The sequence below is a fragment of the Microbacterium flavescens genome, from assembly GCF_018588945.1.
Lineage (GTDB): Bacteria > Actinomycetota > Actinomycetes > Actinomycetales > Microbacteriaceae > Microbacterium > Microbacterium flavescens.
Window position 1 is genome coordinate 23,617 of record NZ_JAFIWA010000008.1, and the last position, 20,532, is coordinate 44,148.

Below are 20,532 nucleotides of genomic sequence, written 5' to 3' on the forward strand. Positions count from 1 at the left end.
ATGGTTTAGGCTGGGTCGGCCCAGTTTGTCAGAGCAGAAGTTGGTGCAACGGTGCCCGACCGTCGCGAAGATCAGGCGATCCGTACGGATCGTCTGGTCGCCGGATCCGCGCTTGAAACCCTCCCGACCGTGCGCGAGGTGATCGCCCTCGACGCCGTCGTCCAGGGTGTCCCCGAGGTGCTCGTCGGCGACGATGCGCTCGACGCGCGCGTGCGCTGGCTGCACGTGTCGGACAGCGCCGGGGTCGCCCCGCTGCTCGACGGCGGAGAGCTTCTGCTGTCGACCGGATCGTCGTGGCCGGAGGATCCGGCCGACCTCCGGCGGTTCATCGGAGAGCTCGACGACGCGGGTCTCTCGGGGCTGATCCTCGAACTCGGCACGCACTACCGCTACGTGCCCGCGGTCGTGGTCGAGGCGGCCCGTGAGCGGGGCCTGGCGCTCATCGTCCTGCACCGGGAACTGAAGTTCATCACGATCACCGAGGCCGTCCACGGTCGCATCATCACGGGGCAGAGCGACGCCCTGCGCTCGCGCGACGAGGTGCGCGAGCGCTTCACCGCGCTGGTGCTGCGCGGTTCGCCCGCGGACTTCATCGTGTACCAGCTCGCCCAGACGCTCGGCGCCCCGGTCATCCTCGAGAACCGCGGGCACGAGGTCGTCGCCGCCGAGGTGCCGCTCGCGCTCGAGGAAGAGCTCTTCACGGAGTGGGAGCTGCGCTCGCGCTCCGCTCATCGCCGCGCCGAGCAGCGGCGCGAGCGCGGCGCCGGAGCCGGACCGGAGGACTGGCTGGTCGTGCCCGTCGAGGCCCGCGGCATCCGCTGGGGCACCCTCATCGCGCTGCCCGGACCCGATCACCCCGCCGGACGCACGGCCGTGCTCGAGCAGGGCGCCATCGCGCTCGCGGTCGGCCGCCTGGCCGACGGCGAGTCCGACGAGTGGGGCCGCATCGGGCGCCGCCGCCTCGTCGACGGTCTCCTCGCCGGGCGGTTCGCCGGCGTCGGGGGCGCCGCCGCACGCCTCGAGGCCGCCGGTCTGCCGCTGCGCGGCTCTCGCCTGTACGGAATCGTGGCCTCCGGTGCCGCCATTCCTGCGGAGCGAGCGGATGCCGCGGCCCGCGCCCTCCGTGGCCGTACGCTGGCCGGCTCGGCGCCCGACGGCGTCGCCGCACCGGCGACCGCCATGCTGCTCTCGCTCCCGGCGGACACCGTCTTCGACGACGCGGCCGCGCTCGCGTTCGCCGGCGCGCTCGTCGAGCCCGGGGCCGACGCCGATCGCCTGACCGTCTCGGTCGGGCGCGTCGCCGAAGGGCTCGACGCCGCGCTGGCGTCGCTCCACGACGCCGTCGACCTCGCGCGCGGGCGTCGGCGGCGCGCCGGCAAGGGACCGAACCTGCGCCGGGCTGAGAACCGGCCCCTGGTGCAGCTCGTGACGGCGCTCCGCGACGACCACCGCCTGCTCGAGCACGGGGAGCGCATGCTGGCGCCCTTGATCGTGCACGACCTCACCCGCACCGGCGACCTGCTGGACGTTCTGGAGGCGATGCTGTCGCATCCGGGGAATCGCACGGCCGCGGCATCCGCTTCCCATCTGTCCCGCTCGGTGTTCTACCAGCGCATCGCCCTCATCGAGGAGCTGCTCGGGGCCGACCTCGACGACGGCGAGACCCAGACGGCGCTGCACCTCGCGCTGCTCGTGCGCCGCAGCGCCGGCCGCTGACGCCCGCGTTTCGTCTCGCTTCGCTCGCTCAACGACCCGGCGGCGGGCTACCCGGTCGTTGAGCGAGGGAGCGAAGCGACCGAGACGAAACGCTTTGGGCGGCGAGGGGCGTTTCGTCTCGCTTCGCTCGCTCAACGACCCGGGGGTGGGGTACCCGGTCGTTGAGCGAGGGAGCGCAGCGACCGAGACGAAACGCGCCTCCCGGGAAGGAGCTCTACGCCAGGTACACCTTGCGGAGGGCCTCGCGCACGGTCCAGATCGTGCGCATCCCCGCTTCCAGCCGCACGATCGAGCCCGGCTCGAGGTCGATCGAGGGCAGGGCGGGGTCGACGAACTCCACCGTCGCCGAACCCGCGACCACGACGAACACCTCATCGACCTCGACGTCGGAAATCGCGCCCGGCGTCATCTCCCACACGCCGATGCCCATGTCCTCGTCCAGATCGACCGACCCTGTCGACGGCGACCCCGACACGACCTGCGCGGGCGGCACGGGGGTGAGCGGCACGTCGACCTCGCTCGCGGAGACGAGGACTCCGGCGTCCAGGTCGCTCATGAGTCGAACCCCAGGCCGAGGGCGTCGAGCGTCTTCAGCAGCAGGTTGCGCTTGCCGTCGTGGTGGTCGGCACGATCGAGCGACCAGCGGGTGGCGTTGATGCCGATGGCGGCCGCCGGCTCGGGAGGGAACGGGAGCGGGCGCTTGCGGACCATCTCGAGCTCGGTGCGCTCGGTGCGCCCGCCCGACAGGAGGTCGAGCATCACGTCGGCGGCGAAGCGCGTCGCGGCCACGCCGAGCCCCGTGAAGCCCGCGGCGTAGGCCACCCGCCCCTGACGTCCGGTGCCGAAGAACGCGCAGAACTGGGTGGACGTGTCGATCGCGCCGGCCCATTTGTGCGTGAACCGGAGTCCGTCCAGCTGCGGGAACGTGGTGAAGAAGTGGCTCGCGAGCTTCTCGAACGACTGCGGCCGGTTCTCGTACTGCGATCGGACGCGGCGACCGTAGTGGTAGACGGCGTCGTAGCCCCCGAACAGGATGCGATTGTCGCGGCTGAGACGGTAGTAGTGGAACTGGTTCGCCAGGTCGCTGATGCCCTGCCTGTCTCGCCAGCCGATCTCGTCGAGCTGCGCGTCCGACAGCGGCTCGGTCATGAGCACATAGTCGTACACCGGCACGGTCATGAGGCGATTGCGCTTGAGCAGCGACGGGAAGACGTTGGTGGCGAGCGCAACGCGGCCCGCGGTGATGCGGCCGTGGGTCGTGACGACCTTCACCGTCTCGCCGGCGTCGTCGAGCGCGTGCACGGGCGAGCCCTCGAAGATCTCGACGCCCGCCTCCTCGGCGGCGTGCGCGAGGCCGGCGGCGAGCTTGCCCGGGTGCACCATCGCCGTGGAGTGCTGCTCCCAGACGGCGCCGAGATACGTGGGGGAGGCGATGGATGCCTGCACCTCGGCCTCGGTGAGCCTCAGCACTCCGTCCTCGCCTCGGGCCGCGGCATCCGCTGCCCACTCGTCCAGCCATTCGAGCTGGTGCGGCTCGGTGGCCACGCCGAGCGAACCGACGCGCTCCCAGTCGGCGTCGATGCCGTACTGCGCGATGTCCTCGCCCATCGCGTCGAGGTTCGCCAGTCCGAGCTCGTCGAGGCGGTCGATCTCGTCGGGCCAGCGGCTCAGTCCGTTGTCGCGGCCGTGCGTGAGGCTCGCCTCGCAGAACCCGCCGTTGCGGCCCGATGCCGCCCAGCCGACCGTGCGCGCCTCGACCACGACGACGCGGCTCGCGGGGTTGCGGCGCTTCGCCTGCAGGGCGGTCCAGAGCCCGGTGTAGCCGGCGCCGACGACGACCAGATCGGCCGTCGACTCGCCGGTCACGCGCGCACGCGCCGGGGCGTCGGGGAGGTCGTCCAGCCAGAAGACGCTCTGCCGTGTCTCGGAGAGGCTGTAACGGATGACGGATGCTGCCGGCCGTTGTCGCTCGAAGACGGTCGTGCCCACGGGTATCACTTCCCTGCTCGGTTTTGTCTGCTTCGATCTTGGTTTCTCGCGGTCGCCCAGAACAGGTGATCCGGCGAATACAGGACGGATCGGTCGATATCGCCCTGTTTCCGTCAGATCACCTGTTCTGGGCGGGTGGGAGGTCGGGTGCGGGTGGAGGTCGGCTGCGGGTGGGACGTCGGGTGCGGCGGGAGAGCGGATGCCTCGGCCTGCGCTCCTGGCTCGGCCTGGGCCTCTGTATCGGCCTACGCGTCGGGCGCGGCGTACACGCGCGCGCCCTCGACGAACGTCTGCAGCACGCGCGTCTCGCCGATCTCGTCGGCCGGGCCGTCGAACGGGTCGCGGTCGAGCACGGCGAGGTCGGCGTACTTGCCGACCTCGATCGTTCCGGTGCTCTCGTCGAGGTGGTTCACCCAGGCCGAGCCGGCCGTGTAGGCGGTGAGCGACGTCGCGAGGTCGACGGCCTGCTCGGGGAGGAACACCTCGTACTCGTGCTCCTCCTGGCCGGGGGCCGCCAGGCGATTGACGGCGACGTGGATCGCGGCGAGCGGATCGGGCGTCGAGACCGACCAGTCGCTGCCGGCGGCGAGCACGGCGCCCGCGCGCAGGAGGTCGCCGAACGGGTACTGCCACGCGCTGCGCGGCTCGCCCAGGAAGGGAAGCGTGAGGTCGATCATCTGCGGCTCGAGGGCCGCCCACAGCGACTGCATGTTCGCCGCAACCCCCAGCTGCCGGAAGCGCGGGACGTCTTCGGGGTGGACGACCTGGATGTGGGCGATGTGGTGACGGTTGTCGCCGTGGCCGTTCCGGGCGATCGCGTGCTCGACCGCGTCGAGGCACTCCCGCACGGCGCGGTCGCCGATGGCGTGGAAGTGCACCTGGAATCCTTCGGCGTCGAGGAGCGGGACCGCCTCGTTGAGCACGTCGGGATCGACGAAGGAGATTCCTGAGTTGTCGGTGAAGTGGCCGTGACCATCGCAGTACGGCTCGAGCATCGAGGCAGTGAAGTTCTCGGCCACGCCGTCCTGCATGACCTTGACGGACGTCGCGGCGAAGCGCCCGCCGCGGTACCGCTCGCGCCGGTCGAGGATGGACGGGATCTGCTCGAGTCCCTGCCTGCGATCCCACCAGATGGCGCCCACCACGCGTGCGGTCAGCGTGCCGTCGGCTGCCGCGCGAAGGTACGCGGGCCCCGGGTCGCCGGCATCGCCGTAGGAACCGACGATGGCGTCCTGCCAGGCCGTGATGCCGTACGAGTGGAGGTAGCGCTGCCCCACGAGGAGCGCCTCGGTGAGTCGCTCGAGGGGCTCCTCGGGGAGGTGGCGGTTGACGAGGCCCATCGCGCCCTCGTGCAGGGTTCCCGAGGGATGGCCGTCGGCGTCGCGCTCGATGCGCCCGTCGGCCGGGTCGGGAGTGTCGCGGTCGATGCCCGCCAGGCGGAGCGCGGCCGAGTTCACCCAGGCGCCGTGCCCGTCGCGGTTCGGGAAGAACGCGGGTCGATCGGGCACCACGGCGTCGAGCGCCGCCGCCGTGGGCGTCCCTCCGGGAAACGCCGACATCTGCCAGCCGCCGCCGAGGATCCACTCGTCGTCGGGGTGGTCGGCGACATACGCGCCGATCGCGTCGAGGTACTCCGCAGCGGTGCTGTGCTCGGACAGATCGCACCGCAGCATGTCGAGGCCGCCCCACACGGGGTGCACGTGCGCGTCCTGGAACCCGGGCAGCAGCATCCGTCCGTTCAGATCGACCAGCTCTGTCTTCGGGCCGATGAGGTCGCGGACGTCGTCGCTGCCGACCGCGACGATCCTGCCTCCGGCCACCGCGACCGTGCGGGCGCGCGACCGCACGGCGTTCGCCGTGAAGACGGGGCCACCGGTGAAGACGAGGTCGGCGTACCGCACCGCGGTCAGCCTCCCGTCATCGTGCGGGCGATCTGCGTCGCGGAGTCGCCGGCGCGCTTCAGCACCAGCGCGACCAGTGCGAGGGCGATGAGGGTCAGCAGGAGCATGATCGTCGACACCGCCGCGATCTCGGGACGGAGCCCTGAACGCACCGCACTGAGCACGTACACGGGCCACGGGGTCGTTCCCGACACCTGCACGAACGAGGCGACGATCGTGTTGTCGAGGCTCAGCGTGAAGGCGAGCAGGAAGCCGGCGAGCACGGCGGGCATCGCGAGCGCCAGCGTCACGCGGCGGAAGGTCGTCCCCGGTTTCGCGTACAGGTCGGCCGACGCCTCTTCCAGGTGGGCATCCATGCCGACCAACCGGGCGCGGACGATGTACGACACCACGGCTGTGGCGAAGAGCGATGAGCCTACTGAGAGCCGCACGATGCCGTCGTTGAAGATCGTCAAGCCGAGGTCCTGTCCGAGGAGCACCATCCAGGGGAGGAGTGCGACGGCGTCGACGATCTCGGGGGTCACCGAGACGAGCAGCAGCAGGCCGAGGAACCACCACACCCACTTGCCGGGGTGCCGCGCCATCGCGATGCCGGCGAGCGTGCCGAGAGCCGTGGCGATGATCGCCGCGATGAACGCCGTGATGAGCGACACCCGGACGGCGTTCTGGATGGCAGGCTTCTCGAGGATGGTGAGGAACGCGTCGAATCCGAACCCGCCCCAGGACACCAGGAGGCGCCCGGTGTTGAACGAGTAGATGACGATCACGATGATCGGCAGGAACAGGAAGAGCATCACGGCGATGCCCCACACGTTGAGGGCGATGTCGGACCACGAACGCTTACGGCGTCGCGCGGTGTCGCGGGCGCCTGCCGGTGCCTGCGCCCGGAGCATCGTCTCGGTCATCGTCTGGGTCATGTCGTCGCCTCCGCGGGGACCTCGATCGAGTCATTCACCCGGGCGGTCTCGGGCACCGGACCCAGCACGAGACGATTGCGGGTGCGGAACGGCAGGGTTACGAGCCAGATCACGACACCCGCGACGCCGATCGTGAGCATGATGACGAGCATGAGCAGCACGGCCATCGCCGAGCCGAGCGCCCAGTTCTGGGCGGTCTGGAACTGGCTGGCGACGAGCTGGCCCACCATGTTGCCCTGCGCGCCGCCCAGCACCGTCGCGGTGATGTAGTCGCCCATCAGCGGGATGAACACCAGCAGCACGCCGGCGATGATGCCGGGCTGCGACAGTGGCAGCGTGACGCGGAAGAAGGTCGTCCATTTGCCCGCGCCGAGATCCTTCGACGCTTCCCGCAGCGCAGGACCGACCCGGTCGAATGCGACGAACAGAGGCAGGATCATCAGCGGCAGGTAGTTGTAGACCACGCCGATGACGACTGCCGTGCGCGTGTACATGAGGGCGAGCGGACCGTCGAGCACGCCGATGGACTGCAGCACGGTCGACAGCCACCCCTCGGGCGCGAGGATGACCTGCCACCCGATGGTGCGGACCAGGAAGTTGGTCCAGAACGGCACGAGCACGAGGGCGATGAGGATGCCGCGGCGATCCGGCCGCACCTTGAACGCCATCCAGTACGCCACCGGCGCCCCGATGAGGAAGCACAGAACCGTGCCGAGGATGCCGACCCACAAGGTGTTCTGGAACGTTGCGAAGAACGTGGGTGAGAAGGCTTCGACGTACCGGTCGAACGAGAGGATGTCGTTCGAGTGCGTGCCGAAGACGCCCGGCTTGTACCCGAAGCTGAACCACACGACCATCGCCACCGGAGCGACGAAGAAGAGCAGGAGCCACGCCCACGCCGGCACGGCGAGCGCGGCTCCCGCCGCGCGACTACGCACCTGCGGCGGCCTTCATCTCGTTGTGGATCTCGACCCGCGTGGTCTGGGAGTCGTTGAGCTCCTGCTCGTGCATCGTCTCGAGCTGCTCGGGCGTGAAGAAGATGAACTCGCTGAGCTCGACGCCGCTCGTGTCCATGTCCTTGCCGCCGACGTTGTAGCCGATGTAGTCCAGGTTGAGGGCGAGGCTCTCGGGCGACATCGAGTAGTCGATGAACGCGTGCGCGGCCTCCGGGTGCGGAGCGCCTGCGGCGATCGCCCAGTTGTCCATCCACAGCTCAGTCTGAGGGCCGGGCAGAACCCACTGCCAGCGGTCGGGATCGCTCGATTCCTGGATGCCGAGTCGCGCCTCGCCGTTCCAGGACTGCATGAGCACCTGGGAGCCCTGCACGATGGCGGTGCTGGGGTACGAGTCGAACGCCGAGATGTGCGACGCGATGTCGGAGACGAGGAACTGGCGCGCGGCGTCGAGCTGGTCCGGGTCTTCGGTGTTCCAGTCGGTGTCGTTGGCCCAGAAGTAGGAGCCGAGCGTGCCGGCCGGGTCGTCGAGCATCGACGTCTTGCCGCTCGCCTCGTTCTGTGCGGCGTCGAAGAAGTCGGCCCACGTCGTGAGCTCGCGCGTGATGACGTTCTTGTCGTAGACGAAGCCTGTCGTGCCCCACGCCTTGCAGATCGAGTAGTCATTGCTCGGGTCCCACGCCCGGCCGAGGTAGGCCGGGTCCATGTTGGACATGTTGGGCAGAAGATCCTTGTTGAACTCGAGGAGCAGGCCGTTCTCGATCATCTGCGGGATGAACACGCCCGTCGGCACGACGATGTCGTAGCCCGACGTGCCCTTCGCGGCGACGAGCTTCGCGATGAGCTCCTCGTTCGAGCTGTAGGAGTCGAGCGTCACCTTCGGGCCGAGCTCGGACGTGAAGCCCGAGACGACATCGGGGGAGTCGTAGTCGCCCCAGGTGTACACCGACAGGTTGCCTTCGAGCGCACCGCCGGTCGCCTGCGGCTGAGGTGAGCCGCCGCCGCCCGGGGCGCACGCGGCGAGCGCGGCGGCGGAGCCCGCGATGGCCGCGATGCTGAGGAACCGGCGGCGCGAGAGCTCGCGCATGATCGACGGCGCCGAGCCCTCAGGCGCGAGAATGCGGATGGGGTTGCGTGAGTCGGTCATCGTGGTCTCCAGGTTCGGGTCGGGGAGCCGGGTGAGCGGGTGCTGCGGCTGTGCGGTCGTGCGGTCGTGCGGTCGTGGAAAGGGTCAGACGGTGGGCGGTGCGATGTAGCCGCCCTCCTGAGCGGCTTCGTCGGCGGGGAACAGCAGCACGTGGTTCGCAGACCACGTGCACACGACGGGATCGCCGATCTGCAGTGCCGGGGCGTCAGGCGTCGGGCGCCGGACGATGAGGCTCTGCTCGTCGCCGAGGCTCACCAGATACTGCATCGTGTCGCCGAGGTGGGAGACGCCGATGAGCGCGCCGCGCGCGGTGTTGGCCTCGGAGGTGGCGGCCGGGCCGGCCGCCTCGATGCGGATGTACTCGGGGCGGACGGCGGCTTCGCCCTGCCCGGTGCCCGCCAGCCGCGTCTCGGCCGCGCGCACGAGCGCGTGCGGGGAGGCGATCGCGGCGCCCGACTCGGCGATCTGACCGCGGAAGAAGTTCTGCTGGCCGACGAACGCCGCGACGTAGGCGGACGCGGGACGGGCGTACACCGTGTCGGCGTCGGCGAGCTGCTCGATGCGGCCGGCGCGCATGATCGCGATGCGGTCGCTCATCGAGAGCGCCTCGCCCTGGTCATGCGTCACGAACACGAACGTGATGCCCAGGCGGGACTGGAGCAGCTTGAGCTCCAGCTGCATCTCTTCGCGCAGCTGACGGTCGAGCGCGCCGAGCGGCTCGTCGAGCAGGAGCACCGACGGCCTGTTGACGAGGGCGCGGGCGAGGGCGATGCGCTGCTGCTGGCCGCCGGAGAGCTGCGTGGGCTTGCGGTCGCCGAAGCTGCGCATCTGCACCAGGTCGAGCGCCTGCGTCACCTTCTCGCGGATCTCGGCCTTCGGCGTGCGGCGCTGCTGGAGCCCGTACGCGACGTTCTCCGCGACGCTGAAATGAGGGAAGAGCGCGTAGGCCTGGAAGACGGTGTTGACGTCGCGGCGGTACGGGGGCGCGTTGAGCACGGACTTGCCCGAGACGCTGATGTCGCCGGCATCCGGATGCTCGAAGCCGGCGATCATGCGGAGGGTGGTGGTCTTGCCGCATCCCGACGGACCGAGGAGCGAGATGAACTCGCCGGGCTGGACGGTGAGGGACAGATCGTCGACGGCGACCTGGTCGCCGTAGAGCTTCGTGATCCCCGACAGGACCACCGCACCGCGGCCCTCCGTCGAAACCGGGTTGGTCGTCGGAGTGGTCTCCGCGTCAGTCGCCGTGGTCACCTGTTGAGGTCCTTCTGCTGCGGGCCGCGCGACGGTGCACGACCGGGGTGGCATGTGTGGGGTATTCAATAGCGGGTGGTTCATCCGCCGCAACGTGCCGGTCGTCGAACCGGACGATCCGGGGCGTGCCGAGGTCGAGCCTGACAGAACGTCCGGAGTTGTGTAACGGTCAGGAAACCGCGCGGTTTCGGGGCGCTCACGCGTTGCGGCTCGGCCGGCCACGTCGCCCTGCCGACAGATCGTCCGTGGAACCGGCGATGAGCCGTCGACGTCACTCCGCGGACGGGTCGGTCTGGCACACCGGGCACCAGAACACGATGCGCTCCTTCGTGGGATCGGCGCCGAGGGATCCGCCGCGGATGATCGCGCCGCAGCGACGGCATTCGCGGCCCTCGCGGCGGTACACCCACGTCGAGCGGCCAGGTCGGGCGTCGCCGGTGAAGGTGCGGCCGCTGCGGTCGCGGTTCGCGCGGATCATGCGGGCGCCGAGGTCGACGAGGGCAGCGGCGTCCGTCCGTTCCGCCGGCGTGGTGGGGAGGACGCCGCGCACGAACAGGATCTCGTTGGCGTACTCGTTGCCGAAGCCCGCGACGTTGCGCTGATCCTGGATCGCGACGTGCACCGCGCGGCTGTCGGCGCTGAGACGGCGCGCGGCCTCGGCGGGATCCCAGTCCGGCGACAGCGGGTCGGGTCCGAGGTAGCCGACGAGCGTGTCTTCCGCGGTCGTCGGCACGACGGTGATGTCGGCGAGGTCGAAGCCCACCGTCTCCCATTCCGTGCCGTCGGGAGAGGTGGCGCCGATGACCGCCCGCGCCTTGAACGCGGCGTTGCGCCAGCGCTCGCCGCGCCGGTACACGTGCCACTCGCCCTCCATCTTGAGGTGCGAGTGGAGAGTCTGGTCGCCGATGCGATGCAGCAGGTGCTTTCCGCGTGACACGACGCCGTGGACGACGCTGCCGGTCAGGTCGACCGCCGCCACCTGGGGCACGCGCAGCTCGAAGCGCGTGACCGTCGCGCCGGCGAGGGCGTCGTCGAGCCGCCGGGCCGTGCGGTAGACGGTGTCGCCCTCAGGCATTCGCCGATCCCGCGCTCTGGCGCGCCGCGCGCTCGGCATCGCCGGCCGTCAGACGGCGCAGGGTCAGGCCGCGCGGCGACTCGACGAAGCCGGCCTCGCGCAGCGCCCGGCCCCATCCGGTGCCGTGGACGAATGCGCCGTTGACCTGCTCGATCGTGAGCGTGTCGAGCCGCCGAGCCCGTGCCGTCGCCGCCAGGTCGCGCGTCGCGGCCGCGATAGCCGCTTCGTCGCCGGTGAACGCAAGGGCCGACTTGCCGCCGCGCTCGAGATAGAGCACGAGCGCGCCGTCGACGAGCACGACGAGCGCACCCGCCTTGCGCCCCGGACGATGACTCACTCCCTCGAGCGCAGGCCACGCGAGGGCGGCGCCGTACGGATTGGCCGGGTCTGTGGCGGCGAGCGTGACGGCCCGCAGGGGCGGCGGATCGGACAGGCCGGCGAACTCGCGCAGCCGGTCGACGGTGGTGGACGCCGCGAACTGGGCGGCGCCGAGCTTCTCGATGACGTACCCCCGGCGGCAGTGACCCGCCTCCTCGAACCCCGCGAGCACGCGGTAGGCCTGGGCGAACCCGCCCGGGAGCCCTTCCGCCTGGACCGCGCCGCGGGTGACGACGCCGTAGCGGTCGAGGAGCAGGCTGGCGGCCGCCGTGGCGCGCAGCGCAGGGTCTGCCTCGGGAGCGGGCAGCAGCGACCATCGTCCGCCGATCGTGGGTGGGCGCGGCGGCACGGATGCCGCCACCGTGCGCACGGCGGCGCCCCGGTACAGCCGCGTGCGCGGGGTCTTGCGCGCCACGCGATGCGCTTGCGAGCCGCCGCCGACCAGCGTGCGCACGGGGGCGAACGTGTCGTTCGTGACCCTTCCGGACCACGTCAGCCGCCACAGCGCGTCGACGACGGACTGCTCGTTCTCGGCGCCCGTCAGCTGTCGCAGCTGCGTGGCGAAGAACCCGCCGCCGGCGTCGAGCGCCGCGAGGAGCTGCTCGTCGAGAGAGCCGGCCGCGACCTCGTCGTCGGCGACGCTCAGGGTGAGCGGCAGGGCGTCGGCCGGGTGCAGGGCGACCCAGCCGTCACGGCCCGGAAGACTGCCGTGGCCAGACCAGACGACTTCGCCGGTGGCGGTCAGCTCGTCGAGCATCGCCGGGGTGTAGTCCGCGACGCGCCCCGGCAGGATGAGCGACTCCCACGCGCTCGCCGGGATCGGCACGCCGGCGAGCTGCTCGACCACCGCTGCGACGCCGTCGATGCCGTCGAGCGGCCGTGAGACGTGCTGCCACACCGGCAGGAAGCGGGCATATGCGTCCTGCGGCACGGGTTCGACGCTGCCGCGGATGGCCGCGAGCGAGCGCATCCGGAGGCGGCGCAGGACCTCGGCGTCGCACCACTCCGTGTCGTCGCCGGCGGTGGCCTCCGACGCGGGAAGGAAGAACCCGCTCGCGAGACGGCCCTGCGACTCGAGGCGCTGCAGAGTGTGGCGGGCCACCGCGATGCCGACGCCGAGACGCTGGGCCACGGCATCCGCGGTGAAGGGTCCGTGCGTGCGGGCGTGTCGGGCCACCAGGTCGCCGAGCGGGTCGGCGAGCGGTTCGAGGAACGCGGTCGGGATGCCGACCGGGAGGGCCACGCCGATCGCGTCGCGCAGCCGCCCGGCGTCTTCGATGGCCGCCACGCGCGGGACGCCGGCGATGGTGACCCGGATGGCGCGGCGGGTGGTGACGAGGTCTTCGAGAAGAGCGGCGGCCTCGCCCTCGGTGGCCGCGTCCGTGTCGGTGGACTGGAGGCGCGCGGCGACCTCGGCCGCGTCGAGGGGGCCCAGCAGGCGCAGGAGATCGGCGACGCCCTCGAGCCCGCGGGCACGGCGGTCGGGATCGAGCCGCTGAGCCTCGCGTTCGAACTGGGCGATGACGTCGGGATCGAGCAGCTCGCGCATCTCGATCTTGCCGAGAAGCTCGGACAGGAGGGCCGGATCGACGGAGAGCGCAGCCGCGCGACGCTCGGCCAGCGGCGAGTCGCCCTCGTACATGAACGCACCGACATATCCGAAGAGCAGGTCGCGTGCGAACGGCGAGGGCTGCGCGGGCTCGGTCTCGATGAGACGGATGCGGCGGTCGCCGATGCTGCGGGCGATGCGCAGCAGCGAAGGGACGTCGTAGACGTCCTGCAGCACTTCCCGCAGCGTTTCGAGGATGATCGGGAACGTCGGATAGCGCCGCGCCACCTCCAGCAGCTGCGCGGACCGCTGACGCTGCTGCCACAGCGGGCTCCGCCGACCCGGGTTGCGCCGGGGCATGAGGAGCGCCCGCGCCGCGCACTCGCGGAACCGGGAGGCGAACAGCGCCGAGCCGCCCACCTCCTCGGTGACGATCTGCTCGAGCTCGTCGGGGTCGAAGACGAAGAGCTCCGCCCCGGGTGGTTCGGCCGAGGCATCCGGGATCCTCGCGATGATGCCGTCGTCGCTCGCGACCGCGGATCCTTCGACGCCCAGCCGCTCGCGGATGCGCGCGTTCACGGCCAGCGCCCACGGTGCGTGCACCTGCATGCCGTACGGGGAATGCAGGATGACCCGCCAGTCGCCGACTTCGTCGCGGCCGCGCTCGACGGTCAGCTGCCGGTCGGTGGGGAGGGTGCCGGTCGCCTCCCGCTGCTCGGCGAGGTACGCGAGCAGATTGCCCTGCGCGTAGTCGTCGAGGCCGGCCTCGCTCAGCCGCTCCTCGGCCGCGCCGGGCTTCGCCGCCGAGACCTCCCGCGAGAACTTCCCGAGCGCCTCGCCCAGCTCGGCGGGGCGGCCGATGCCGTCGCCGTGCCAGAACGGCACCTTGCCCGGCTGCCCGAACGCCGGCACGACGTTGACCCGGTCGTGGGTGATCTCGACGATGCGCCAGCTCGTCGTGCCCAGTGTGAAGACGTCGTTGACGCGCGACTCGTAGACCATCTCCTCATCGAGCTCGCCCACGCGGGCGTTCGCCGACTCCCCCGCGACGAAGACGCCGAAGAGCCCGCGGTCGGGGATGGTGCCGCCGCTCGTCACGGCGATGCGCTGCGAGCCGGGGCGCCCGGTGAGCGTGCCGTGGTCGCGATCCCAGATGAGCCGCGGCCGCAGCTCGGCGAACTCGTCGGACGGGAAGCGCCCGGCGAGCAGGTCGAGCGTCGCCTCGTAGGCCGAGCGCGGAAGCGAGCGGAACGGCGCGCTGCGCTTGAGCGTCTCGTACCAGCCCTCGACGTCGATCGGAGCGAGCGCGCAGGCCGCGACCGTCTGCTGCGCGAGGATGTCGAGCGGGTTCTGGGGAATGGAGATCGCCTCGATCTGGCCGGCCAGCATGCGCTCCGTGACGATTGCGGTGTGGAGCACGTCGCCGCGATGCTTCGGGAACAGAGCCGCCCGGCTCACCTCGCCGACCTGGTGGCCGGCGCGCCCGATGCGCTGCAGGCCGGAGGCCGCGCTGGGCGGTGCCTCCACCTGGATCACGAGGTCGACCGCCCCCATGTCGATGCCGAGCTCGAGGCTGCTGGTCGCGACGACGCATCGCAGGACGCCTGACTTCAGCTCTTCCTCGACCTGCGCGCGCTGCTCCTTCGAGACCGAGCCGTGGTGCGCCTTGGCGAGCACCGGGTCGGCTCCTGCGGTCGCCCCGGCCTGCGCCATCATCGCGGCGGGGACGGATGTCTCGGGCAGAGCGAGCCCGAGCCGTTCGGAGTAGATCTCGTTGAGGCGCCCCGTGAGCCGCTCGGCGAGGCGGCGCGAGTTGCAGAAGACGATGGTCGACCGCTGCTGCAGGATGCGGTCGACGATCGCCTCCTCGACGTGCGGCCACACCGAGCCCGTCATCTCGATCTCGCCGGCGCCGGCCGCGCGCGTCTTGCCGCTCGACCCGTCGGCGAACCAGTCCTCGTCGATCGCGTCGCCGTCGCCGTCGCCGTCGCCGTTTCTGGAGGCGGCGGCCGGTGCCCAGTCCTCCGGCGGTGCGGTGCCCGGCGGAGGAGGAGGGTTCAGCATGTCGTCGATCGGCACGACCACTCGCATGTCGAACGCCTTCGACGACTTCGGGGCGACGATCTCGACCGGTGCCGAACCGCCGAGGAACCGCGCGACCTCATCGATCGGGCGCACCGTCGCCGAGAGTCCGATGCGCTGTGCGGGCTTCTCGAGCAGGGCGTCGAGGCGCTCGAGGCTCACCGCGAGGTGCGCGCCGCGCTTGGTCGCGGCGACGGCGTGCACCTCGTCGACGATCACGGTGTGGACGCCCTTGAGCGTCTCGCCCGCCGCGCTCGTGAGCATCAGGTACAGCGACTCGGGTGTCGTGATGAGGATGTCGGGCGGTGCCGTGACCAGCTTCCGCCGATCGCTCGACGTCGTGTCACCGGAGCGGACGCCCACGGTCACATCCGGCACGGCGACGCCGAGGCGCCGCCCGGACTGCCCGATGCCCACGAGCGGCGACCGGAGGTTGCGCTCGACGTCGACACCCAGCGCCTTGAGCGGGGAGATGTAGAGGATGCGGGTGCGCCTGGTCGCGTCGTGGTCGCGCCGTTTCTTGCCCTGGCCGCGGGCACCCGGTCCCTGAGTAGGCGGCGAAGCCGCCGTATCGAAGGGCTCGCGGAAGACCCGGTCGATGGCCCAGAGGAACGCCGACAGGGTCTTGCCCGACCCGGTCGGGGCGACGACGAGGGCGTGCTTGCCGTGCGAGATGGCGTCCCACGCGCCGATCTGCGCGTCGGTCGGGCGGGCGAAGGCGCCGCGGAACCAGTCCTGCGTGGCAGGGCTGAACCGCTCGAGCACGTCGCTCATCCCTCCATCTTGGTCGCTGGCGGCGACATCCGGGCGGGCTTGACGCGAGCCTCTCGCGAGCGGTCGTTGCCGAATCGTTGGAAAGCGGATGCTGCGCGCCGACGCCGCCGGGATAGAGTCGCCCGACAACTTCACTCCCAAGGATTCCCGTGATGCGACGCTCCCCCCTCGCCGCCGCGGTCCTCGCGACCGCTGTCGTCATGCTCGCGGGGTGCGCGACGCCCTCCACGCAACCGGAGCAGACAGCCGCGGCCGCACCCGCGCCTGACGCCACGCCGAGCACGACGCCGTCCTCCGAGGTGCGGGTGGTCGGCGCGGCCGAACGCCCCCCGGCGGCGTTCAGCGGTGATTGCGAGGCCGCGATCTCAGCCGCCGAGCTCGGCGAGGCCCTCGGGTACGAGGTGATCGGCTACACGGCCAGGGACCTGCGCTGGACACGGTCGATCAGCGCAGCGGGAGGGCTCAGCTGCGAGTGGGAAGGCGGGCGGCTCGACATCATCCCGCGCGCGGGGCTGGGAGAAGCGGAGCTCCAACCGGGCTCGCAGACGTACTACTTCGGTGCCTGCGACTACGCGTGCGCGTGGGTGTGGGAGGACGAGTCGTTGTGGGTCAGCGGCTCGAGCTGGGGGGCTGAGGGTCGCACACGCGAGGAGGCCGATGCCGCGGCGGCTTCCGTCGGACCGGCCGTCGCGGAGAGCTGGAGGTCTTCGGACGACCTCTGGGCGCGGGATCGCACGGGATGGCTGCCCATCCTCACCTGCGACGACATCGCGGCCGCGGTCGGCGAACAGCTCGGGAGCGACGTCACCGCCGCCGAAGCCGGGTATCACGACCCGGCGGGCGCGGCCACGGAGATCGCCGATGCCGCGTCGCGCATGGCGTGGTGCAGCTTGTCCGATGACGACGGCGAAGCGTTCGTCGTCGTGCGGGCCGACGCCGGCATCGCCTGGGACGTGCCGTGGGAAGGTCTGGGAGAGCCGATCGACCTGGGGATTCCCGGGATCGACTCATTCGTCAAGGACAAGGGCGGCTACACCGTCTGGCGCGTGTACGAGTTGACGGACGGCGTGAACGGCGTGAGCGCGGAGGTCAGTAACGAGGGGCGCTGGAGCGAGCAGCAGATCGCGACGGCGGTCGCCGCGGCTGCGGCATCCGACTTCCAGCTCTGAGCCCGGGCCGAGACCCGCTGCTCAGCGCTCGGCGGGGATGAGCACCCAGAGCAGCAGGTACACCCAGATCGACAGGCCGAAGAACACCGTCGCGAGGACCGTGAGGATCCGCACCGCCACGACGTTCACACCGAACCGGTTGGCGACCGCGAGGCACGCTCCGGCGATCATGCGCCCCTCGCGGGGCCGGACGAGTTGGTTCATGTGCTCATGATGGCCCTGTTCGGCGCGCTCGGCACCCGGTTCCGCGGAAGGAACCGGATGCCGAGCGTCGCGGTCACAGCTCGGTGAGGCCGCCGTCGCGTCCGAGCTCGAGCTTCAGGTCGAGACCCAGCCGCTCGAGGAACGCGTCGTCGTGACTCACGATCAGCACCGCGCCGCGGTAGGCGGCGAGTGCGTCGACGAGCTGCCCGACCGTGTCGAGGTCGAGGTTGTTCGTCGGCTCGTCTAGCACGATGAGCTGCGGCGCCGGGTCGGCGAGCAGCAGGCGGGCCAGCGCGACGCGGAACCGCTCGCCGCCCGACAGTGTCGACACCGGCCGTTCGACCGCGGCGCCCCTGATGAGGAACCGGGCCAGCCGGTTGCGAAGCTCGGGAACGGGGACAGCGGATGCCGCGGCCCTGACGTTCTCGAGCACGGACGCGTCCTCGTCCAGGCCGTCCACCCGCTGGGGCAGGTACCCGACCCGGTCGGTGTGCAGCTCGGCAGTGCCGTGACTCCGCCTCGGATCGGCGTCCTGGCTCGCCTCGCCCGTCGTCGCGGGGGCATCGGGGACGCCACCGCCATTCGAGGCTGAGTTGTGACACGCCGACCCGACCAGACGCTCCAGCAGGGTCGTCTTGCCGACGCCGTTGGCGCCGACGAGGGCGACCCGCTCCTGTCCCTGCACGACCCACGACCGGTGGTCGTCGCTCAGCGTCGCGATGCGGCGCCCCGCGGGCACCCCCGGGTCGGGGAGGTCGATGCGGATCGTGTCGTCGTCGCGCACGCGCCGGCCGGCGGCGTCGAGCACGTCGCGCGCCTCCGCCTCCTTCCCGCGCGCCTCGGTCCGCAGCTTCCCGGCCGAGACCTGGGCGGACATCTTGCGGCCGCCCGCGATGATCCCCGGGACGCGCTTCTCGGCCTGCGCCTTCTTGCCCACCGCGCTCCGGTGGGCGAGCTTGGTCTCGGTCTCGATGCGCTCGCGCTTCTCGCGCCGGACGGCCTGCGCGGCCGCCTTCTCGGCCTGCTTCGCGGCATCCTGCTCGCTGTCGAGCCACGCACGCCACTCCGAGTAGGGGCCGCCGAAGACGGACAGCTCGTTGTCGTAGAGCTCGGCGGTCTCGTCCATCAGCTCGAGCAGCGAGACGTCGTGGCTCACCACGATGAGCGTTCCCCGCCACCCCCGCACCATCGCGCCGAGCCGGGCCCGGGCGTCGCGGTCGAGGTTGTTGGTGGGTTCGTCGAGGAGGGCGATGGATGCCTCGCGCAGGCGGATGCCGGCGATCGCGGTGAGCACGGCCTCGCCGCCGGACAGCTCGCCGACGCGTCGGTCGAGCATGTCGGGCGCGAGGCCCGCCTCGGTGAGCGCGGCGTGCGAGCGGGCCTCGATGTCCCAGTCGGAGCCGACGGCGTCGAAGTGCCGCGGGTCGGCGTCGCCGGACTCGATCGCCCGCAGCGCCGAGAGCGGCCCGGACACGCCGAGCAGCTCGGCGACGGGTCGATCGACGTCGAGGGTCAGCCGCTGCGGCAGGTACGCGACATCCGAGGACGTCGCGACGCTGCCCGAAGCGGGCGCGAGCTCCGCGGCGATGAGCCGCAGGAGCGTGGACTTGCCCGAGCCGTTGCGGCCGACGAGGCCGGTGCGCCCGACTCCGAAGGAGCCGGATACGTCGGCGAGGGCGAGAGTGCCGTCCGGCCACGCGAACGAGACGCGCTCGAGGACGACGGAAGGGGTGAGGGTATGGGTAGGCATGAGACCTCCGTGGTGCGGTCATGCGCTGGCACCGGATGCCGCGGGGTCACCCGACGCCGGCGGAAGGCAGGCAGAAGCCGGGGGGAAGCGGCAGGATCGACGGCAGCGCGAATCGGAAGCGCTGGGCCGTCAGAAGGAACGACGGAGCAGCGCGATTACAGCGCGGTCGCGACGATCAGCTTCAACGGAGTTCCTCACAGAGGGGACAAGGCCAGAGGACACGATAGCGGATGCCTCGCAGATCCGCCTGGGAATCTCGTGGTTCCTACTGCTCGAGCTGCTTGTCCAGGAAGACCCTCACATCGGCAAGCTCCTGCTCCGAGACGCTGTGGGTGAGACCGGGATAGACCCGGCCGCTGAGCTCGACGTGGCCGGGAAGCCAGTCGGTCGAGTGGGTGACGAGGAAGTCGGGGATGACGTCGTCGTGCGTGCCGCGGCCCCAGAACACCGGCGGGCGCAGCTCCGCGAGGTCCGGGTCGCCGGGAAGCTCGCCGGGCGTGACGTAGCCCGAGAGGTTGACCGCGAAGGCGAAGCGCGCCGGGTCGAGCCGCATCGCCTGCAGCGCCACCGCTCCTCCCTGCGAGAAGCCGAGCAGCCCCACCGTGCGGTGAGCGGATGCCGCGGCATCCGTCCACTCGATCAGTCCGCGTGCCGCTGCCGTGACATGCGCGGGGTCGCGGGTCTCGAGGCCTTCGATCGGGTACCACGAGTACCCCGGCGCCGGGAACGGCGGGGCGAGCGGCGCCCGCACGGCGGCGACCGCGAACTCGGGCGGCAGGTAGGGGACGAGCCCGAACAGGTCGCGTTCGTCCGCACCGTAGCCGTGCAGCAGGATCAGAAGCGGCCGTCCGTCGTGGTCGCCCGCATCCGCGGACCACAGCACGGCGTCCGCGTCGAGGGGCGCGTGGGTGCTCACCCCTCCATCCTGCCTCGCTCTCGCGCGGGCCGCAGGCTCACGCACGCCCCGCCCGGGCACTCTCGCCGCACGGGACCGTGGGGTATACAGGAGGCATGCCGGTGCGCACCCCCGATCCCGACCCCAACGAGCGCGACGACGACGGGACCCCCCGCGATCCGCTCGGCGCGTCCTTCGGCGCGGGAGGTCGTCCGCTGGGCGAGGGCGGTTTCGGATCGCCGACACCGGATGCCGCGGCCAACCCCGGCTGGCTCACCGACGTCGAACTGGCCGAGGCCCGGCGCCGCCTGCCGATGCTGTACGTCGAGGCGCTGCCGGTGCGCACCGACGGCATCGGGACCGTGACGGAGGTGGGCATCCTCCTGCGGGCGACGCCCCTCGGCGAGATGACGCGCACTCTCGTCTCGGGCCGGGTCCGGTACGGCGAGACCGTGCGCGACGCCCTGTTCCGCCACGTCGAGAACGACCTGGGCCCGATGGCCTTCCCCATGCTGCCGCCGCAGCCCGCCCCGTTCACGGTCGCAGAGTACTTCCCGATCCCCGGGGTGAGCCCGTTCCACGATGACCGCCAGCACGCCGTGTCGCTCGCCTTCGTCGTCCCGGTCACGGGCACGTGCGAGCCGCGCCAGGACGCGCTCGAGGTGACGTGGCTGAAGCCGGAGGAAGCGGCATCCGATGCCCTTTCCGCCGAGATGGAGGGCGGCCGGGGCACCCTCGTGCGCCTCGCTCTCGCGAGCGTCGGGGCACTGCGCTGATCG

15 protein-coding genes are annotated in these 20,532 nt (G+C 71.4%); 3 read left to right on the top strand and 12 right to left on the bottom strand.

What is annotated here, in order from left to right; genetic code table 11:
• Window positions 1-129: 129 nt before the first annotated feature.
• Window positions 130-1,716: a PucR family transcriptional regulator gene (locus JX005_RS14660; protein WP_214468341.1), complete on the top strand. Its 1,587-nt coding sequence runs from the start codon at window positions 130-132 to the stop codon at window positions 1,714-1,716.
• 214 nt (window positions 1,717-1,930) lie between these two features.
• On the opposite strand, the gene JX005_RS14665 is transcribed toward JX005_RS14660, so the two are convergent.
• From JX005_RS14665 to JX005_RS14705, 9 genes are all read right to left on the bottom strand, one after another.
• Complete coding sequence (locus JX005_RS14665; protein WP_214468342.1) at window positions 1,931-2,272, bottom strand: cupin domain-containing protein; 342 nt, start codon at window positions 2,270-2,272, stop codon at window positions 1,931-1,933.
• Window positions 2,269-3,705 (bottom strand): NAD(P)/FAD-dependent oxidoreductase, encoded by a 1,437-nt coding sequence (locus tag JX005_RS14670; RefSeq protein ID WP_214468343.1) that lies wholly within the window; start codon window positions 3,703-3,705, stop codon window positions 2,269-2,271. Before JX005_RS14670 ends, JX005_RS14665 begins: the two co-directional genes overlap by 4 nt.
• 245 nt (window positions 3,706-3,950) lie before the next feature.
• Window positions 3,951-5,606, bottom strand: coding sequence for an amidohydrolase (locus JX005_RS14675; RefSeq protein WP_214468344.1), 1,656 nt, complete (start codon window positions 5,604-5,606; stop codon window positions 3,951-3,953).
• 5 nt (window positions 5,607-5,611) lie between these two features.
• Window positions 5,612-6,523 (bottom strand): ABC transporter permease, encoded by a 912-nt coding sequence (locus JX005_RS14680; protein WP_214468345.1) that lies wholly within the window; start codon window positions 6,521-6,523, stop codon window positions 5,612-5,614.
• Window positions 6,520-7,461, bottom strand: a complete 942-nt coding sequence (locus JX005_RS14685; RefSeq protein ID WP_214468346.1) for an ABC transporter permease — start codon at window positions 7,459-7,461, stop codon at window positions 6,520-6,522. The genes JX005_RS14680 and JX005_RS14685 overlap by 4 nt, the downstream gene beginning before the upstream one ends.
• Window positions 7,454-8,623, bottom strand: a complete 1,170-nt coding sequence (locus JX005_RS14690) for a polyamine ABC transporter substrate-binding protein (protein WP_214468347.1) — start codon at window positions 8,621-8,623, stop codon at window positions 7,454-7,456. The genes JX005_RS14685 and JX005_RS14690 overlap by 8 nt, the downstream gene beginning before the upstream one ends.
• Before the next feature lie 84 nt (window positions 8,624-8,707).
• The gene (locus JX005_RS14695) at window positions 8,708-9,877 is read right to left on the bottom strand and encodes an ABC transporter ATP-binding protein (protein WP_307858605.1); all 1,170 of its coding nucleotides are present in this window, start codon (window positions 9,875-9,877) and stop codon (window positions 8,708-8,710) included.
• Between the two features lie 271 nt (window positions 9,878-10,148).
• A complete protein-coding gene (locus tag JX005_RS14700; RefSeq protein WP_214468349.1) occupies window positions 10,149-10,952 on the bottom strand; it encodes a DNA-formamidopyrimidine glycosylase family protein in 804 nt (267 codons plus the stop codon).
• Window positions 10,945-15,735 carry an Lhr family ATP-dependent helicase gene (locus JX005_RS14705; protein ID WP_214468350.1) on the bottom strand — a complete coding sequence of 1,597 codons (4,791 nt, stop codon included), beginning with the start codon at window positions 15,733-15,735 and terminating at the stop codon, window positions 10,945-10,947. Before JX005_RS14705 ends, JX005_RS14700 begins: the two co-directional genes overlap by 8 nt.
• Window positions 15,736-15,887: 152 nt before the next feature.
• Here JX005_RS14705 and JX005_RS14710 point away from each other — a divergent pair, with 152 nt between their 5' ends.
• Window positions 15,888-16,904, top strand: a complete 1,017-nt coding sequence (locus tag JX005_RS14710) for a hypothetical protein (protein ID WP_214468351.1) — start codon at window positions 15,888-15,890, stop codon at window positions 16,902-16,904.
• A 21-nt stretch (window positions 16,905-16,925) separates the two neighbouring features.
• Here JX005_RS14710 and JX005_RS14715 read toward each other — a convergent pair whose 3' ends face one another.
• The 3 genes from JX005_RS14715 to JX005_RS14725 all read right to left on the bottom strand — a co-directional run bounded on the left by JX005_RS14715 (window position 16,926) and on the right by JX005_RS14725 (window position 19,774).
• The gene (locus JX005_RS14715; RefSeq protein ID WP_214468352.1) at window positions 16,926-17,108 is read right to left on the bottom strand and encodes a PspC domain-containing protein; all 183 of its coding nucleotides are present in this window, start codon (window positions 17,106-17,108) and stop codon (window positions 16,926-16,928) included.
• Window positions 17,109-17,181: 73 nt separating this feature from the next.
• Window positions 17,182-18,858 (bottom strand): ABC-F family ATP-binding cassette domain-containing protein, encoded by a 1,677-nt coding sequence (locus JX005_RS14720; RefSeq protein WP_214468353.1) that lies wholly within the window; start codon window positions 18,856-18,858, stop codon window positions 17,182-17,184.
• A 265-nt stretch (window positions 18,859-19,123) separates the two neighbouring features.
• Window positions 19,124-19,774, bottom strand: coding sequence for an alpha/beta hydrolase (locus tag JX005_RS14725; RefSeq protein WP_214468354.1), 651 nt, complete (start codon window positions 19,772-19,774; stop codon window positions 19,124-19,126).
• Between the two features lie 95 nt (window positions 19,775-19,869).
• On the opposite strand from JX005_RS14725, the gene JX005_RS14730 reads away from it, so the two are divergent.
• A complete protein-coding gene (locus JX005_RS14730; RefSeq protein ID WP_214468355.1) occupies window positions 19,870-20,529 on the top strand; it encodes an NUDIX hydrolase family protein in 660 nt (219 codons plus the stop codon).
• Window positions 20,530-20,532: the final 3 nt, after the last annotated feature.

Coding starts and splice junctions, on each gene's coding strand:
- JX005_RS14665 (WP_214468342.1), bottom strand. CDS start 2,272: ATGAGCGACCTGGACGCCGGAGTCCTCGTCTCCGCGAGCGAGGTCGAC.
- JX005_RS14680 (WP_214468345.1), bottom strand. CDS start 6,523: ATGACCCAGACGATGACCGAGACGATGCTCCGGGCGCAGGCACCGGCA.
- JX005_RS14690 (WP_214468347.1), bottom strand. CDS start 8,623: ATGACCGACTCACGCAACCCCATCCGCATTCTCGCGCCTGAGGGCTCG.
- JX005_RS14700 (WP_214468349.1), bottom strand. CDS start 10,952: ATGCCTGAGGGCGACACCGTCTACCGCACGGCCCGGCGGCTCGACGAC.
- JX005_RS14705 (WP_214468350.1), bottom strand. CDS start 15,735: ATGAGCGACGTGCTCGAGCGGTTCAGCCCTGCCACGCAGGACTGGTTC.
- JX005_RS14710 (WP_214468351.1), top strand. CDS start 15,888: ATGCGACGCTCCCCCCTCGCCGCCGCGGTCCTCGCGACCGCTGTCGTC.
- JX005_RS14715 (WP_214468352.1), bottom strand. CDS start 17,108: ATGAACCAACTCGTCCGGCCCCGCGAGGGGCGCATGATCGCCGGAGCG.
- JX005_RS14720 (WP_214468353.1), bottom strand. CDS start 18,858: ATGCCTACCCATACCCTCACCCCTTCCGTCGTCCTCGAGCGCGTCTCG.
- JX005_RS14730 (WP_214468355.1), top strand. CDS start 19,870: ATGCCGGTGCGCACCCCCGATCCCGACCCCAACGAGCGCGACGACGAC.